A 15,220-nucleotide genomic window follows, 5' to 3' on the forward strand; every position below is an offset into this window, starting at 1 on the left:
CACGAGGACGCCATGAGCAGCACCGCCATCACCAACATCGCCACGCTGGTCACCAACGACCCCTCCCTCGGTGACAGTTCTCCCCTCGGTCTGATCCAGGACGCGGCCGTCGTCATCGACGGCGACCGCGTCGCGTGGACCGGTGAATCCAGGAAAGCACCCGCCACTGACAATCGGGTCGACGCCGGCGGCCGGGCGGTCCTCCCGGGCTTCGTCGACTCCCACTCCCACCTGGTCTTCGCGGGCGACCGCACGGCGGAGTTCAACGCCCGCATGTCCGGCCGGGCCTACCGCGCGGGCGGCATCCGCACGACCGTCGCGGCGACGCGGGCGGCGACGGACGAGGAGCTGGAGGCCAACCTCACCCGCTACCTCGCCGAGGCCCTGCGCCAGGGCACGACCACGTTCGAGACCAAGTCGGGCTACGGCCTGACGGTCGAGGACGAGTCCCGCGCCCTGCGCATCGCGTCCGCGCACACCGACGAGGTCACCTACCTCGGTGCCCACATCGTCTCCCCCGACTACGCCGACGACCCGGCCGCCTACGTGGCCCTAGTCACGGGCGAGATGCTCGACGCCTGCGCCCCGCACGCCCGCTGGATCGACGTCTTCTGCGAGAAGGGCGCCTTCGACGGCGACCAGGCCCGCGCGATCCTCACGGCCGGCAAGGCCAAGGGCCTCCACCCCCGCATCCACGCCAACCAGCTCTCGTACGGCCCCGGCGTCCAACTGGCGGTCGAGCTGGACGCGGCCAGCGCCGACCACTGCACTCACCTCACGGACGCGGACGTCGACGCCCTGGTGAACGGCCGTACGGTGGCGACGCTGTTGCCCGGCGCCGAGTTCTCCACCCGGGCGGAATGGCCGAACGCCCGCCGCCTCCTGGACGCGGGCGTGACGGTGGCCCTGTCGACCGACTGCAACCCCGGCTCGTCCTTCACCTCCTCCGTCCCCTTCTGCATCGCCCTGGCGGTCCGGGACATGGGGATGACCCCGGACGAGGCGGTGTGGTCGGCGACGGCGGGCGGGGCGGCGGCCCTCCGCCGCTCCGACATCGGCCGCCTCAGCCCCGGCGCGTACGCCGACCTGACCCTGCTGGACGCGCCGAGCCATGTACACCTGGCGTACCGGCCGGGCGTTCCGCTGGTGAGCGGGGTGTGGCGGAGGGGCGTGCGGGTGGTCTGACCCGCGCGGAGGAGGCGGGCCACGATCGGCAGACATGGGTGTGGTGACTGATGGGGCCGACGAGCCCTTGGGGGATGGGTCAGCCTGTGTGCTGGACCGGCACGACTTCAGGCCGCGTACGAGGTGCCGCTGGTGCGCGAGGTCCGGCGGAGGGGTGTGACGCAGGACACCGTAAGCGGCCGATGAGGTGAGTCGCGCCCGCCGGTCATACGAGCGACAACACTGCCTCGGACAGACGGGACACCGCCGACATGACTGACGCCGTCAAGGGCCCTGCCAGCTACTTCCCTTCCATCGAGAAGAAGTACGGTCGCCCGATCGCGGAGTGGAAGGACCTCATCCGTACCTCGCCGCTGACCAAGCACATGGAGCTGGTGAACTGGCTCAAGGCCGACCACGGTCTGGGCCACGGCCACGCCAACGCCCTCGTCGCACACACCCTCGCGGAGGCCGGCGGCAAGTAGCGGCGGGGCTCACCTCAGCTCGTTGCGAACCGGCCCGACTTCAGGCTGCTTATGAGGTGGGCCAGCGGGGCGCTGCCGGTGGTGAGTTGGGTGGCGGGGTCGTCGCTTTCGCGGAGGTGGAGGGTGGTGGGGGCGGCGGCCAGTTCTACGCAGGTGTCTCCTTCGCCGCCGCCGGAGAACGTGGACTTCTGCCAGTGCAGGGCGTGGTTCATGGCCTGTCTCACAGCTCCTTCGTCAAGCGGTGGATGAAGTCCCGTGACGCCGTGGGGTCCAGCGACGCTTCCTCCACCCTACGGAAGAGCGTTCGAAGCTGTTTCAGCTGAGCATCCGCGTCAATGAACATGACGCCAGTGGGACCGTCGCGAAGCCCGGTGTCCAGCTGGGGCACTGGCCCGCCCAGGTACATCATCGAGGCCGCGGCACCGGCGAATCCGTCCTGGTCGGTGGGGATGACGCGTACGGTGGCGTGACCCTGCTCGATCTCGTTCAGGATCCGCCGGAGTTGAGCGAGGGAGGTCTGACGGTCGGCCACTCGGACCCGCAGGGCGAACTCGTGGACGATCGTCTCGTACGGAGTCGGGTTGTCGCCCTCGATGACTGCGCGGCTATCGGCGATGACACACGGGCGGGGGCCACATGCCGGAGCCATACTGGAATCCCTGGCAGCCGCCCTGCGGAACATTGACGCGGACAGTGCCGCGGCCTTCGTGCAGTTCGTCGACTCATGCCTGGCCGACCCCCAGGCGCAGCAGATGTGGAGGGACCTGATGACGGCGATGCAGTACTTCTGGCGCCACCCGCTGGCCGAGCAGGTACGCCAAGAGGGCCGAGACGAGGGCATCGAACTGGGCGTCGAGCAGGAGCGCGCGTCGATGGTTCTCCGGATCCTTCAGTGGCGCGGCATCGACGTGCCCGAGTCAATCCGGGAGAGGGTCACCTCCTGCACCGATCTGGACCGTCTTGAGTTGTGGGCCCAGCGGGCCGTCCATGCCTCGGCCGCGGCGGACCTCTTCATAGACGAATCCTGACGCGTCACCTCGCCCCCGCCCGCCACCGCTGACCCGAACCCCCCGTCAGCGGCTCCAGCGACAACTCCCCGCCGCTGCCCTCGGTAAGCGCCGTCTCGATCGCTATCGCCGGGCGGATCGCCCCGTCGGCGTCCACCGTGAAGCGCAGGTTGTCGCCGTGGTCGCCGTCGACCGAGTCGCAGTCCCAGACGCCGACGCCCTTGTCGACCGAGCCGCGGCTGTCGAGGCAGAAGTCGGGGTCGGCGGACGACTGTACGACGCCGCGGGCGGTGTCTACCCGCCAACGCTGGCTCGGCGATGAGGTGCAGGGGACGGTGACGACGTCCGTGCCGTTGTCGAAGTCACCGGCGACCTCCAGGCAGCGGCCCGAGGCGGTGTTCACGATCTGGGCGTAGGTGCCGTTCGGGGCGTGGGCCGTGGGGGTGGGGGTCGGGCTGGGGGAGCGCTTGGTCGGGCTTGGGGTGGGGCTCCTCGTGGGCGACGGGGGTCTCGTCGTCGCGGACGGGGACGGGGACGGGGATGAGGGTGGGGGCGCCGGGACCGTCGCCGTCACCGTGACCTGTGGCGCGGGCGTGGGGGTGGCCGCCGCGCCTGCCGGTTCGTCGTGCGGGTCGCCGTCCGAGGGCAGCAGGAGGAGCACGAGCGGGACCAGGGCGATGCCCAGGGCGGCGGAGGCGAGCAGGTAGCGGCGGGGGGAGGGGCGCCGGGTTACCGGAGCAGGGGCGGTACCGGGCCGCTCCCCGTCCCGTCGCGTCGGGTACGCCGTACCGGCCCACGGCAGCAGGCCCTCCGCCAGGGCCGTGCGAGGGGTGTCGCGCAGGGCGGTCAGGTCCTCATGGGCGGCCGTGCAGTGCGGGCACTGGGCCATGTGGGTGTGCAGGTCGGCGCTGCGGCGGGGGGTGTCCGGCCGGGTCGACTCCTCGATCAGGCGGCGGAAGTCGCCGCAGCGCGGGTCGTCGGAGGCGGCCAGCCGGGAGCGGAGGCAGGCCCGGGCCATGGACTGGAGCGCCTGTGGGGTGTCGTACGTCACGTCCTGCGGGGTGAGGCCGAGGAGCGCGGCCGTGCGGTCGGGGGGTTCGCGGTCCACGACGGCGTACCAGAGCAGGCCCTGGGTGCGGGCGGGCAGGGTGTGGAAGGCCGGGAGGAGGGGCGGCAGGGGTCCCTCGGGGGCTCCCGTGGTGTTCAGGACCAGGAGCAGGGCGGGGTCCAGGCCCGTGGACCGGTCGTCCCGGGCCCAGGCGGCGGCCAGGCGGGCGGTCAGCAGGAGGAGGTGATGGCGGAGAGGGACGAGGGGTTCGACTCCACGTGCCGTCTCCCGGGCCACCGTCGTGAAGGTCTGCGCGGTCAGCTGCCCGGCGGCCGACTCGCTCGCGGCACAGAGCCGGGCGTAGCCGAGGACCGACGGGCGGTGACGGCGGCGCAGCTCGTGCAGCGCCGCGTAGGCGGTGGCGGTGTCGGCACGCAGCAGTTCGGTGAGCCGTGCGTCCGGCACCTCGGAACAGGGGCCCGCCTCCCCGGCTGGGTCCGCGCCCTCACCCATCCCCGCGCCTCCTCGCACTCCGTGCGGCCGTCCGCGACTGCCCTGACAGTGCTGACGTACCGGCCAGTTTGGAGTGACCAGAGTGGCTGAGGAGAGCGCTTGGGGAAAGAGGTAGGTCAGGAAGAGTGCGGCGAGGTTTCTCCGGGGGCGTCGGAGAAACCTCGCGGACCTCACTCGTCCACGGTCAGCCCCTTGCGCAGCTTCACCAGCGTGCGCGACAGCAGCCGCGACACGTGCATCTGCGAGATGCCGAGTTCGTCGCCGATCTCCGACTGGGTCATGTTGGCCACGAACCGGAGGGAGAGGATCTTCCGGTCCCGGGCCGGGAGTTCGGCGATGAGCGGCTTCAACGACTCGACGTACTCGATGCCTTCGAGTCCGTGGTCCTCGTAGCCGATGCGGTCCGCGAGGGCGCCCTCGGAATCGTCCTCCTCGGGCTGCGCGTCCAGCGAGGAGGCGGTGTACGCGTTCGAGGCGGCCATGCCCTCGACGACCTCGTCGGTGGAGATGCCCAGCCGTTCGGCGAGTTCGACCGGCGTCGGCGCGCGGTCGAGCTTCTGCGCCAGCTCGTCACCGGCCTTGGCCAGGTCGAGCCGGAGCTCCTGAAGCCGGCGCGGAACGCGCACGGACCACGAGGTGTCACGGAAGAAGCGCTTGATCTCGCCGATGATGGTTGGCATCGCGAACGTGGGGAACTCCACGCCACGGGAGAGCTCGAAGCGGTCGATCGCCTTGATCAGGCCGATGGTGCCGACCTGGATGATGTCCTCCAGCGGCTCGCTGCGGGAGCGGAAGCGCGAGGCGGCGAACTTGACCAGGGCGAGGTTGAGTTCGACGAGGGTGTTGCGGACGTACGAGTACTCGTACGTCCCTTCCTCCAGCGACTCCAGTCGCTCGAAGAGCGTCTTGGAGAGGGCGCGTGCGTCGAGAGGGGCGATCTCGTCGTACGGGGGGATCTCCGGGAGTCCCTCGATGGGATCGATGGGATCCACGGGATCGATGGGATCCAGTTTTTCCGGTGGGGGTGTCGACGTCGCCGTCCGGGTATGCGATGCGTCGAGCCGGGGTGACATGGGTGTCCTCCATCGTTCTCGGCATAGGCTGCCGAAGCCGTGCGTGCACTGCGGTGTGCGGCGCCTCCAAAGCCGGCCGTGTCGGTTACGTGTCTTACTAGCCCTACCCGTTTCGGTAGGGCTGCCGCAAGTGCGTTCTGGTGCGATATGTCCGTTTGTGTGGGGTTGTTCGGGTGTCGGAGTGCGTATGGAAGGCGTAGTGTTCGAGTGCATCAACCTGGCTTCGGCCGGGCGTCAGCAGGGCAACAGGCAGCAGCCACGACCTCGGGAGTAGAGACGGCATGGACCGCGGGACGGTCGGCAGCGCACAGTCGGGCCGGCTTCTGGTGGAGGTGCGGGAAGAGGGTCCCAGCGCTGTAGTGACACCGGCGGGTGAGCTCGATCACCACACCGCCGACCTATTGCGCGAACCCCTCGACGACCTCCTTGACAAGGGATTCTCGCGACTCGTCGTGGACTGCTCGCGGCTGGAGTTCTGCGACTCGACGGGTCTGAACGTGCTGCTCGGCGCACGGTTGCGGGCGGAGGCCGCCGGTGGTGGCGTGCACCTGGCCGGCATGCTGCCGGTTGTTGCACGCGTGTTCGAAATCACGGGGGCGGAGGCGGTCTTCACCGTCCATGACTCCGTCGAGGGGGCGCTGGCGGACGAGTCCGGCTGAGCCGCCGCCGTCCGCACCGCCGAACAGGGGGGTGTCGCCCCGGTTCGCCCGGGCAGGAGACATCCTGAACCTGTCGGCCCCGGGGTGCGGGAACACCGTGGAACCGGCGAACGGCCCGGGTGCGACGTACGTACCCAAGGGCACCGGCGGACACGGTGGGCCGCCGGGCGGGCCGAGCGGACAGGAGCCGAACGGAACCGACCGGAACCTGTCGGTGTCTTCCGGTACTGATCGGTTCGGTCGGTATCGGTCGGCCTCGATGGGTGACCCGTTGGTGAGGGTGACCGATTGGCAGGGATCGAGATCGGCAGCAAGATCGAGACTGAACGACTTATGAATCGTGAATGGTGAATCGGTGAGGTGAAGCGCTGATGAGCACCACCCGGCCTTACTCGCCGGGCGACCGCGGCCCGGAGCCCAGCGGCGCTTCCGGGGCGTCCGAGGGGGGTGCGCCGGAGGCCGGCGCGTCCGCGGGGGCAGCGGCCGTGCCGTGCGGGCCGTCGGAGGGGGGCCGCCGGCCCCGCCAGGAACGGCGGCTGCGCCTCGACGGCGAGAGCGGTGTCGTCCCGCTCGCCCGCGACTTCACCCGCCAGGCGCTGTACGCGTGGGGCTGGCTGCCAGCCGCGTCCGCCGACCAGCGGGCCGCCGCCGAGGATGTGCTGCTGGTCGTCTCCGAGCTGGTCACGAACGCCTGCCTGCACGCGGAGGGTCCCGATGAGCTGGTCCTCACCTGCGACAACAAGGTGATCCGCGTGGAGGTCACCGACCGTGGCAGCGGCCAGCCCGCACCCCGCACCCCGCACCGCGCCGGGCGTCCCGGCGGCCACGGCATGTTCATCGTCCAGCGGCTCTGCCTGGACTGGGGCGTCGTCCGCGCCCAGGGCGCGTCGGGCAAGACGGTCTGGGCGGAACTGGGCGCCCCGGCGTAGCTCTCGACGCGGGCCGCCGTCAGCCGTCGGCTCGCTCCGCCCGCCCCGCCCCACCATCGGTTACCCAGGGTCACCCCCTCCATTCGACCCTTCCACCCGACCCCCGCCATGCGCACGCGGGATCGCCACAACTCCGGTGTGCGCCGTGTCTTCCTTCCTCACGACCCCGGGCGTACCTTGACGGCCCGATCTGATGTGCCGTCAGGAAACGAGGTGGGGCCGTGTACTCGAAACGAACCGCCGCGCTCGCGTCGGCCGCGGCCCTGGCCGGCTCCGCCCTGCTGCTGGCCGCCCCCGTGGCTCACGCCGAGGTCGTGGACGTCAACTACCAGTGCAAGACGCCGATCGGTGACAAGAGCGCCGTCTCGCCCATCGACATCAAGGGCGTCAAGAGCGGCAGCGGCTACAAGCTCACCATGAGCTGGCAGAAGGGCGTCTCCTCCAGCCCGGTCGAGCTCGGCAAAGGCGCGATGAACCCGAGCGCCACCGTCAAACTGGGCGGCGCCGACAGCGGCACCGTCACCGTGACGGGCTCGGCCAACCAGGCGGCGATCCCCGCCAACACGCCGATCAAAATCAACGACTTGAGCGGCACCTACACCCCGAAGAAGACCGGCAAGGTCACCTTCACGGCGGGCGTGCTCACCATCAAGGCGCTCGGTACGACGACCACCTGCACGCCGACCAACAGCCCCAAGCCGTCCCTGACTCTGGATGTCACGGCCGCGAGCGGCGGCTCCTCGTCGTCGCAGAGCGGCAGTGGCAGCGGTAGCGGCAGCAGCAGTGGCAGTGGCAGTGGCAGCGGTACCGACTCCGGCGGCCAACTCCCCCGGACCGGGCCCGAGGACTCCGCGATAGCCCTGGGCACGCTCGGCGGCACCGTCCTCCTCACCGGCGCGGCCGGCGCGTTGTGGCTCACCCGCCGGAACCAGGCCGCACGCCGCTGAACACCGGGTACGAGCGCTGGAGCCGCCCATGCCGTCCGCCACCCGCGTCCGCCGCCCGGCCCTGCCGGCGGTGTCCCTCCTGAGCCTGCTCGCCGTCGCCACGCCCGCCTCGGCCGCCGACGGCTGGACCCTCGCACCCCTGGGCGGCGACCGCCCGTCCGTCTACGCCGAGGGCGCACCCGGCGCCGTCCTGCGGGACACGGTGTCCGTGACCAACCGCGGCCACAAGCCGCTCGCGGTACGGCTGACCGGCACCGGCACCGGCGTCCAGGTCGCTTTCGCCCGGACCCGTGTCCGCGTACCCGCCCGCACCCGCGCCGACGTGCCCTTCACGGTGACCGTCCCGGCCGGCACCGCACCCGGCGAGCGCGCCGGCACGATCGTCGCGCGGGACGGCGACGGCCGTACGGCGGCCGTGGACGTGCGTCTGCGGACCGTCGGACCGGCGCTGTCCGCGCTGACGGTCGAGCACGTCGCGGTCCGCGGTGACCGCATCTCGTACGAGCTGGTCAACCGCGGTACCACGGCCCTCGTGCCGATGCTCGCGGTGCGCGCCGACGGCCTCTTCGGCCGCCGCGTACTGGACCGCGCCCCGCGCTCCCTGCCCGTCCGGCTGTCACCGGGCGAGCGGCTGCGGCTGGACGAGCCGTGGCCCGGGCGGCCCGCGCTGGACGCGGTCGAGGTACGGCTGACGGTGACGGCGTCGGGCGGGGCGCACGCCACGGCGGGCACGTCGGCGAGGTTCGTGCCGTGGGGCGCGTTGGCGGGGACGGCGGGGGCGGTGGCCGCCGGGGCGGTCGCCGTCGTCGTACGGCGGCGCGGGCGTCGTACACCAGAGGCCGAGCCCCTGGCCGAGCCCCTGGCCGAATCCCTGGCCGAACCCTCGGTCGGACTCCCGATCGAACCCCCGGTCGGACAGGCTCGGTCGACGGGAGCGGTGCGGTGAGCGGCAAGGGGCGGATCCCGGCGCTGGTGGCGGTCCTCGCGCTGCTCCTGCTGCCCCTGGCGGGCAACGCGTCGGCGGCGTCCGGGCCGAGCGTCGCACTGTCCAAGTCCCAGGCGGGCACCGGTGGTTCGCTCACCGTCAGCGGCAGCGGCTGGCGCCCGCACGCGCTGCTGATGGTGCTGATCTGCGGGCAGGCAACCCCGTCGCGGGGCGTGATCGGCGGCACCAACTCCTGCGCCAACGCGGACGGCCGGGCCGTCACCACGGACGCGAAGGGCGGCTTCAGCAAGAAGCTGCCGGTCGCCGAGCCGCCGGTGCCCTGCCCGTGCGTGGTGCACGTGGCCACCGTCACCGGGGCGAAGGCGGACGCCGACGCGACGCTCAAGGTCGCCGGGCACCCGGTTCAGCCGCTGCCCGCCGAGCCCTCCGGGGGCATGCTGTCCGTCCTCAGCGACACCCGGCTGGCGGGGTCCGGTGGGCTGCTGACCTGGTTCGGGGCGCCACCGTCCCGCACCCTGGTCTTCACCGTCGGCAACGTCGGCACCTCCGACATCAAGGACCCCGTCTTCCAGGTCGGCACCGCGCACGGCGTGTTCGCCCCCCAGTGGGACGAGCAGCAGTGGCGCGGCACCCTCGCACCCGGGAAGAAGGCGCAGATCAAGCTGACGGTCGAGCTCGCCGCCGGGGCGCACGGCGACTACACCGTCTCCCTGAAGTACGGCGGCAAGGTGCTCGCCGAGCAGCCCTGGGGCGTGGGCCGCCCCTGGGGCGTGACGCTGTTCTGGCTGCTGCTCTGCGTGGTCGTGCCGGCCGCGCTGTTCCGCGCCGGAATGGCGGTGGTGGACCGGGTCCGGCCGCGCCGGGCGGGTGGCGGACGGCGGCGCAGGGCCCGCCGGGCCGCACCGGCCCTGCGGCTGCCGAGGTCCCGACCCGTTCAGGAGCAGCCCGCTCCCACCTCGACCCTGCCGTGGTTCACCCCGGACTCCCATCCGGGCGAGGCCGGCCGGCTCTCCGCACCGCACGACGACAGCCCCACGAGTCCTACGACTCCCACGAGTCCTACGACTCCCACATGGAAGGGAACCACGTGAGCAAGCGAAGGAGAGTGACGGCGACCGGCGGGCCCGGCGTGCGGCGAGCGGGCGCGGCGGCCGCCGCGCTGGTGCTCTGTTCGGCGGGCGTGCTGCTCGGCGTGAGCGCCGGGTCCGCCGAGGCCGCCGAGGTCTCGTACGCCACCCACTGCGTACCGCCCGCGGGCATCGACCCCGTCGACGGCACCACGAAGGTCGAGATCACCGCGCCGGCCACGGCGAAGGTGGGTGACACGGTGGACGTGGTGTGGAAGTTCACCCAGGCCGCGTCGAAGAACCCGAACATCATCGACCTGCCGGCGAACTCGGTCCAGCCGTCCGGCACCCTCAAGGCGTCCGGGGCGCAGACCGCGGACATCGCGATGCAGGGGCCGCGCGAGAACCCGGCGATCCCCAAGGGCGGCGACATGGTGCTGTCCGACATGAAGGGCACGCTGAAGCTGACCACGGCCGGTGAGGTGAAGCTGACACCCGACGCGTACACGGTGAACGCCATGTCGACGGACACCAAGTGCACGCCGACCGAGACGGTGCAGCCCTCGGCGACCATTCAGGTGACGGCGGGCACGGGCACCGGCACCGGCACGCCGACGGGCACGGCCACCCCCACCAAGTCCTCGACCCCCACCCCCACCGCCACCGCGAGCGCCAGCGACGGCACCGGCCAGACCGACTTCACCGGCAAGGAGGTGCAGATCCCCTACGCCTGCAAGACGCCCATCGGCAACAAGAACGCGACCTCCCCGGTGCAGATCAACGCCAAGAAGGACGGCGGGAACTTCGATCTCACCGTGCAGTTCAAGAAGTCGGTGATGGACAGCCCGGCCCCCATCCCCAAGGGCTCCGTGAAGCCCTCGATGGAGGTGGTGCTGGGCGGCGCGGACAAGGGCACGGTGCACGTCGAGGGCCCGACGAACTCGGCCGACATCAAGACCGGCGACCCGATCGCGATCCCGGACCTCACCGGCACCTACAAGCCGGGCGCGAGCGGGAAGTCGACCCTGTCCCCGGGCGTACTGACGGTCAAGGCGCTCGGTACGACGACGACCTGCACGCCGACCAAGACCGAGGTCTCCCTCACCCTCGACACCAGCGAGCAGGCCAACGGCGCGTCGGGTGGCTCCTCGACCTCCGGAGGCAGCAGCTCCACCTCCGGCGGCAGCAGTGGCAGCGGCGGCCTGGCCGAGACGGGGGCGAGCGACCACGGCGCCCTCAAGGCCCTCGGCCTGGTCGCGGGCACGGCGATCCTGCTGGGCGCGGCGGTGTTCACGTTCATGCCGGGACGGCGGACCCGCTGACCCGATGACCCGCTGAAACGACGCGAGGGCCACCGCATCCCGGCCGGGACGCGGTGGCCCTCCCGCAGAAGAGCCTCGGGCGTGCGTCAGTGCACGTCGCCCATGAGCTCCTTGACCTTCTTGCGGTACATCCACACCGCCGCACCGGCGAGCACGGCGAGGACGGCCTCCAGGGTCACGATGCCCGTCTTGTTGAGGTCGACGCCGGCGATGGAGAGCAGACCGGTCGTGGCGTCACCGGCGGTGACGGCCAGGAACCAGACGCCCATCATCTGGGAGGCGTACTTCGCGGGCGCCATCTTCGTGGTGACCGACAGGCCGACCGGGGAGAGCAGCAGCTCGCCGACGGTCTGCACGAAGTAGACGCCGACCAGCCACATCGCGGCCGCCTTGTGACCGCCGTCGGCGATCCCCAGCGGGGCGAGGAACAGGAAGAAGGACGCGCCGATCAGGACCAGGCCCATCGCGAACTTCACCGCGGTGCTCGGCTCCTTGCCGCGGCGGGCGAGCGCCAGCCAGGCCCAGGCGAACAGCGGCGCGAACGCCATGATCATGACCGGGTTGACCGACTGGTACCAGGAGACCGGGAACTCCCAGCCGAAAACGGTGTTCTTCGCGGAGGCCTCGGCGAACAGGGACACCGTCGAGCCACCCTGGTCGTAGATCATCCAGAAGACGGCGGCGGCGACGAAGAACCAGATGTACGCGGTCATCTTCGACTGCTCGGGGCGGTCGAGCTCCTTGTCCCGCTTGATGCGGGCGATGACCAGCACGGGGATGACCAGACCGGCGATCGTGATCGGGACCAGCAGCCAGTTCAGCGTGTAGACGCCGGAGAAGCCGACGATCGCGTAGAACACGACCGCGACGCCCGCCCATACGGCGGACTTGGTCAGGGTGGCCTTCTTCTCCTGGGCCGACAGCGGGGTCGGGACGATGTCCGAGCGCGAGCTCAGGTGGCGGGTGCCCAGCAGGAACTGGGCGAGGCCGAGCGCCATGCCGAGCGCGGCCAGCGCGAAGCCCAGGTGCCAGTTGTAGTTCTCACCGACGGTGCCGATGACCAGCGGCGCGGCGAAGGCGCCCAGGTTGATGCCGATGTAGAAGAGCGTGAAGCCACCGTCGCGGCGCGGGTCGTCCGGGCCGTCGTACAGGTGCCCGACCATCGTGGAGATGTTGGCCTTCAGCAGACCGGAGCCGATGGCGACCAGGCCCAGACCGGCGAAGAAGGTGCCGGAGCTCGGCAGGGCCAGCGTGAGGTGGCCCAGCATGATGACCGCACCGGCCACGGCGACCGTCTTGCGGGGACCGAGGACACGGTCGGCGAACCAGCCGCCCGGCAGAGCGAGCAGGTACACCAGGGACAGGTACACCGAGTAGATCGCGGTCGCGGTGGCCGCGTTCATGTGCAGGCCGCCCGGTGCCACCAGGTACAGCGGGAGCAGGGCCTTCATGCCGTAGTAGGAGAAACGCTCCCACATCTCGGTCATGAAGAGGGTGGCCAGTCCGCGGGGGTGGCCGAAGAAGGTCTTCTCGGAACCGGGGGTGCCCGGGCGGACCGAGTCCTTCGTCAGGCTGGACGCCATGGTCGTTCCTTGCTGGTCGGGACGCGCTCGCAGGAGCGTCGCGCGCCCGGTGGGGGAGTCGGCCGGCACCGGCGGGGTCGGTCGTCCGCCCCCACGCCCGAGGGGAGTCCGCCCCGGATCACGGAGCGGTGGACGGCGACCACCGGGATCCACGCCCCCGACGCGACGATGCGTCCGGAGCCCGGCCAGAGGTGGTTCCTTTCAAGGCCGGCGTAGGGGCCGGCCCGCACGCAAAAGAGACCTTCAGCGTCAAGTGCTCGCGAAGGTCCCCTGTGTGCTACAGGCGTTCCAAGTCACTGTACGTCACGACACCGCCTGGTATGGAAGGACTTGAGACACGGATCACAGGTGTCGGCGGAACCACGGCAGCGATTTCGAAGGTCCCTCCTACGATCGCACCTTTCGGCCATAGGTTCGTACCACTGTGCCCCAAGGTAAGAATCCCTGCTTGCGATCACACCCCAGCGCAACGCGCAACCGGACTACCATCAGCTCATGACCCGTGTACTGCTCGCCGAGGACGACGCGTCCATCTCGGAGCCGCTGGCCCGCGCCCTGCGCCGGGAAGGTTACGAGGTCGAGGTGCGCGAGGACGGACCCACCGCGCTCGACGCCGGAATGCAGGGCGGCGTGGACCTGGTCGTGCTGGACCTGGGCCTGCCCGGCATGGACGGCCTCGAGGTCGCCCGCCGGCTGCGTGCCGAGGGGCACACCGTGCCGATCCTCATCCTGACCGCGCGTGCCGACGAGGTGGACACCGTCGTCGGCCTGGACGCGGGCGCCGACGACTACGTCACCAAGCCCTTCCGGCTCGCCGAACTGCTCGCCCGGGTCCGGGCCCTGCTCCGGCGCGGCGCCGCCGAGCCGCAGCAGCCGCCCGCGACGCACGGGGTGCGCATCGACGTCGAGTCGCACCGGGCGTGGATGGGCGAGGAGGAGCTCCAGCTCACCGCGAAGGAGTTCGACCTGCTGCGGGTGCTCGTGCGGGACGCGGGCCGGGTTGTCACGCGGGACCAGCTGATGCGCGAGGTGTGGGACACGACGTGGTGGTCGTCGACCAAGACGCTGGACATGCACATCTCGTGGCTGCGGAAGAAACTCGGCGATGACGCCGCGAATCCCCGGTACATCGCTACCGTTCGGGGCGTCGGCTTCCGGTTCGAGAAGAGCTGAGCGGGGCTGTTGTAGAGCCACCGCCCGGAGGGCCCTGTGCGTCGTCGTCTCATTCAGTCCACCCTTGCCGTCGTTCTGGTCGTGATCGCCGTCTTCGGTGTGTCGCTCGTCATCGTCGAGACCCGGACGATCAGCAACAGCGCCCAGGAACGGGTGGACTCGGAGGCGGTCCGGCTGGCCAGCATCGTGGACAGCCGGATCCTAGGCGCGCAGGACGTCACCGCCGCGCTCCTGCGCAAGCAGGTCACCCAGGACCAGTACGCGGTCATCCGCATGCCCGGCCATCCGCCGATCGAGGTCGGTACCAAGCCGCAGGGCGACGTGATCCACTCGACCGAGGACGGTGAGGAGGGCGAGACGGTCACCGTCCAGGAGCCCCGCTCGACAGTGACCCGGGAGGTCGGCCGCACGCTGCTGATCATCGGGCTGGTGGCGCTGCTCGCGGTGGTCGCCGCCGTACTGCTCGCCGTGCGTCAGGCCAACCGGCTCGCGTCCCCGCTGACCGACCTGGCGGAGACCGCCGAACGCCTCGGCTCCGGCGACCCGCGCCCCCGGCACAAGCGGTACGGGGTCCCCGAGCTGGACCGGGTCGCCGATGTGCTGGACTCCTCCGCCGAGCGCATCGCCCGGATGCTCACCGCCGAGCGCCGGCTCGCCGCCGACGCCTCCCACCAGCTGCGCACACCGCTGACCGCGCTGTCGATGCGGCTGGAGGAGATCACCCTCACCGACGACCCGGACACGGTGAAGGAAGAGGCGAACGTCGCGCTGACCCAGGTGGAACGCCTGACGGACGTGGTGCAGCGGCTGCTGACGAACTCCCGCGACCCGCGCACCGGCTCCGCCGTCACGTTCGACCTCGACGAGGTCATCCAGCAGCAGCTCGCCGAGTGGCGCCCCGCCTACCGCAGTGTGGGCCGGGCGATCGTCAGCTCGGGCAAGCGGCACCTCCAGGCGGTCGGCACCCCGGGGGCGGTGGCCCAGATGCTGGCGGCGCTGATCGAGAACTCCCTGATGCACGGCGGCGGCACGGTCGCCCTGCGCACCCGCGTCACCGGCAACCAGGCCGTCGTGGAGGTCACCGACGAGGGCCCCGGCGTCCCGGCCGACCTGGGCGCCCGCATCTTCGAGCGCACGATCAGCGGGCGGAACTCGACGGGGATCGGCCTGGCCGTGGCCCGTGACCTGGCGGAGGCCGACGGCGGCCGCCTCGAGTTGTTGCAGGCGCACCCACCGGTCTTCGGCCTGTTCCTGTCCCGGACCCCCCCGTCCCGGAAACCGGCCGAGGACAACCCGACGGTCCG

At 71.3% G+C, this 15,220-nt stretch carries 14 protein-coding genes and 2 pseudogenes; 11 read left to right on the forward strand and 5 right to left on the reverse strand.

All coding sequences use genetic code 11. From position 1 onward, the window contains the following. Positions 1-12 precede the first annotated feature (12 nt). On the forward strand, positions 13-1,185 hold the full coding sequence (gene hutI, locus ACWGJM_RS37200) for an imidazolonepropionase (RefSeq protein ID WP_453416175.1): 1,173 nt from the start codon (positions 13-15) through the stop codon (positions 1,183-1,185). A 251-nt stretch (positions 1,186-1,436) separates the two neighbouring features. After that, positions 1,437-1,649, forward strand: coding sequence for a DUF4287 domain-containing protein (locus ACWGJM_RS37205; RefSeq protein ID WP_453416176.1), 213 nt, complete (start codon positions 1,437-1,439; stop codon positions 1,647-1,649). Positions 1,650-1,663: 14 nt separating this feature from the next. Here ACWGJM_RS37205 and ACWGJM_RS37210 read toward each other — a convergent pair whose 3' ends face one another. After that, on the reverse strand, positions 1,664-1,861 hold the full coding sequence (locus ACWGJM_RS37210) for a DUF397 domain-containing protein (RefSeq protein WP_453416177.1): 198 nt from the start codon (positions 1,859-1,861) through the stop codon (positions 1,664-1,666). 8 nt (positions 1,862-1,869) lie between these two features. Next, positions 1,870-2,253 (reverse strand): annotated as a pseudogene (locus tag ACWGJM_RS37215) (Scr1 family TA system antitoxin-like transcriptional regulator); the annotation flags it as partial. Here ACWGJM_RS37215 and ACWGJM_RS37220 point away from each other — a divergent pair. After that, positions 2,249-2,677, forward strand: a pseudogene (locus ACWGJM_RS37220) (hypothetical protein); the annotation flags it as partial. The pseudogenes ACWGJM_RS37215 and ACWGJM_RS37220 sit on opposite strands and share 5 nt — an antisense overlap. 4 nt (positions 2,678-2,681) lie before the next feature. Here the strand turns inward: ACWGJM_RS37220 and ACWGJM_RS37225 are convergent. Together ACWGJM_RS37225 and ACWGJM_RS37230 are read right to left on the reverse strand one after the other, a co-directional pair. Then, complete coding sequence (locus ACWGJM_RS37225) at positions 2,682-4,217, reverse strand: ricin-type beta-trefoil lectin domain protein (protein ID WP_453416178.1); 1,536 nt, start codon at positions 4,215-4,217, stop codon at positions 2,682-2,684. A gap of 170 nt (positions 4,218-4,387) precedes the next feature. Further along, positions 4,388-5,290, reverse strand: coding sequence for an RNA polymerase sigma factor SigF (locus ACWGJM_RS37230; RefSeq protein WP_453416179.1), 903 nt, complete (start codon positions 5,288-5,290; stop codon positions 4,388-4,390). A 281-nt stretch (positions 5,291-5,571) separates the two neighbouring features. Here ACWGJM_RS37230 and ACWGJM_RS37235 point away from each other — a divergent pair, with 281 nt between their 5' ends. The 6 genes from ACWGJM_RS37235 to ACWGJM_RS37260 all read left to right on the forward strand — a co-directional run bounded on the left by ACWGJM_RS37235 (position 5,572) and on the right by ACWGJM_RS37260 (position 11,160). Further along, complete coding sequence (locus ACWGJM_RS37235; protein WP_453416180.1) at positions 5,572-5,949, forward strand: STAS domain-containing protein; 378 nt, start codon at positions 5,572-5,574, stop codon at positions 5,947-5,949. 371 nt (positions 5,950-6,320) lie between these two features. Further along, positions 6,321-6,878, forward strand: coding sequence for an ATP-binding protein (locus tag ACWGJM_RS37240; protein WP_453416181.1), 558 nt, complete (start codon positions 6,321-6,323; stop codon positions 6,876-6,878). Between the two features lie 221 nt (positions 6,879-7,099). After that, on the forward strand, positions 7,100-7,825 hold the full coding sequence (locus ACWGJM_RS37245; RefSeq protein WP_453416182.1) for an LPXTG cell wall anchor domain-containing protein: 726 nt from the start codon (positions 7,100-7,102) through the stop codon (positions 7,823-7,825). A 28-nt stretch (positions 7,826-7,853) separates the two neighbouring features. Beyond that, the gene (locus ACWGJM_RS37250; RefSeq protein ID WP_453416183.1) at positions 7,854-8,771 is read left to right on the forward strand and encodes a COG1470 family protein; all 918 of its coding nucleotides are present in this window, start codon (positions 7,854-7,856) and stop codon (positions 8,769-8,771) included. After that, positions 8,768-9,862: a hypothetical protein gene (locus tag ACWGJM_RS37255; RefSeq protein ID WP_453416184.1), complete on the forward strand. Its 1,095-nt coding sequence runs from the start codon at positions 8,768-8,770 to the stop codon at positions 9,860-9,862. The genes ACWGJM_RS37250 and ACWGJM_RS37255 overlap by 4 nt, the downstream gene beginning before the upstream one ends. Positions 9,863-9,933: 71 nt before the next feature. Next, positions 9,934-11,160: a hypothetical protein gene (locus ACWGJM_RS37260; protein WP_453416228.1), complete on the forward strand. Its 1,227-nt coding sequence runs from the start codon at positions 9,934-9,936 to the stop codon at positions 11,158-11,160. Positions 11,161-11,246: 86 nt separating this feature from the next. Here the strand turns inward: ACWGJM_RS37260 and ACWGJM_RS37265 are convergent, their stop codons facing one another. Next, on the reverse strand, positions 11,247-12,743 hold the full coding sequence (locus ACWGJM_RS37265) for an oligopeptide:H+ symporter (protein WP_453416185.1): 1,497 nt from the start codon (positions 12,741-12,743) through the stop codon (positions 11,247-11,249). 495 nt (positions 12,744-13,238) lie between these two features. Here ACWGJM_RS37265 and ACWGJM_RS37270 point away from each other — a divergent pair, with 495 nt between their 5' ends. Next, positions 13,239-13,916 (forward strand): response regulator transcription factor, encoded by a 678-nt coding sequence (locus ACWGJM_RS37270; protein ID WP_235457590.1) that lies wholly within the window; start codon positions 13,239-13,241, stop codon positions 13,914-13,916. A gap of 36 nt (positions 13,917-13,952) precedes the next feature. Beyond that, positions 13,953-15,220: ATP-binding protein (locus tag ACWGJM_RS37275; protein WP_453416186.1), on the forward strand; the 1,268-nt coding region annotated here is incomplete at its 3' end.

Source organism: Streptomyces sp. NPDC054834 (assembly GCF_053611185.1).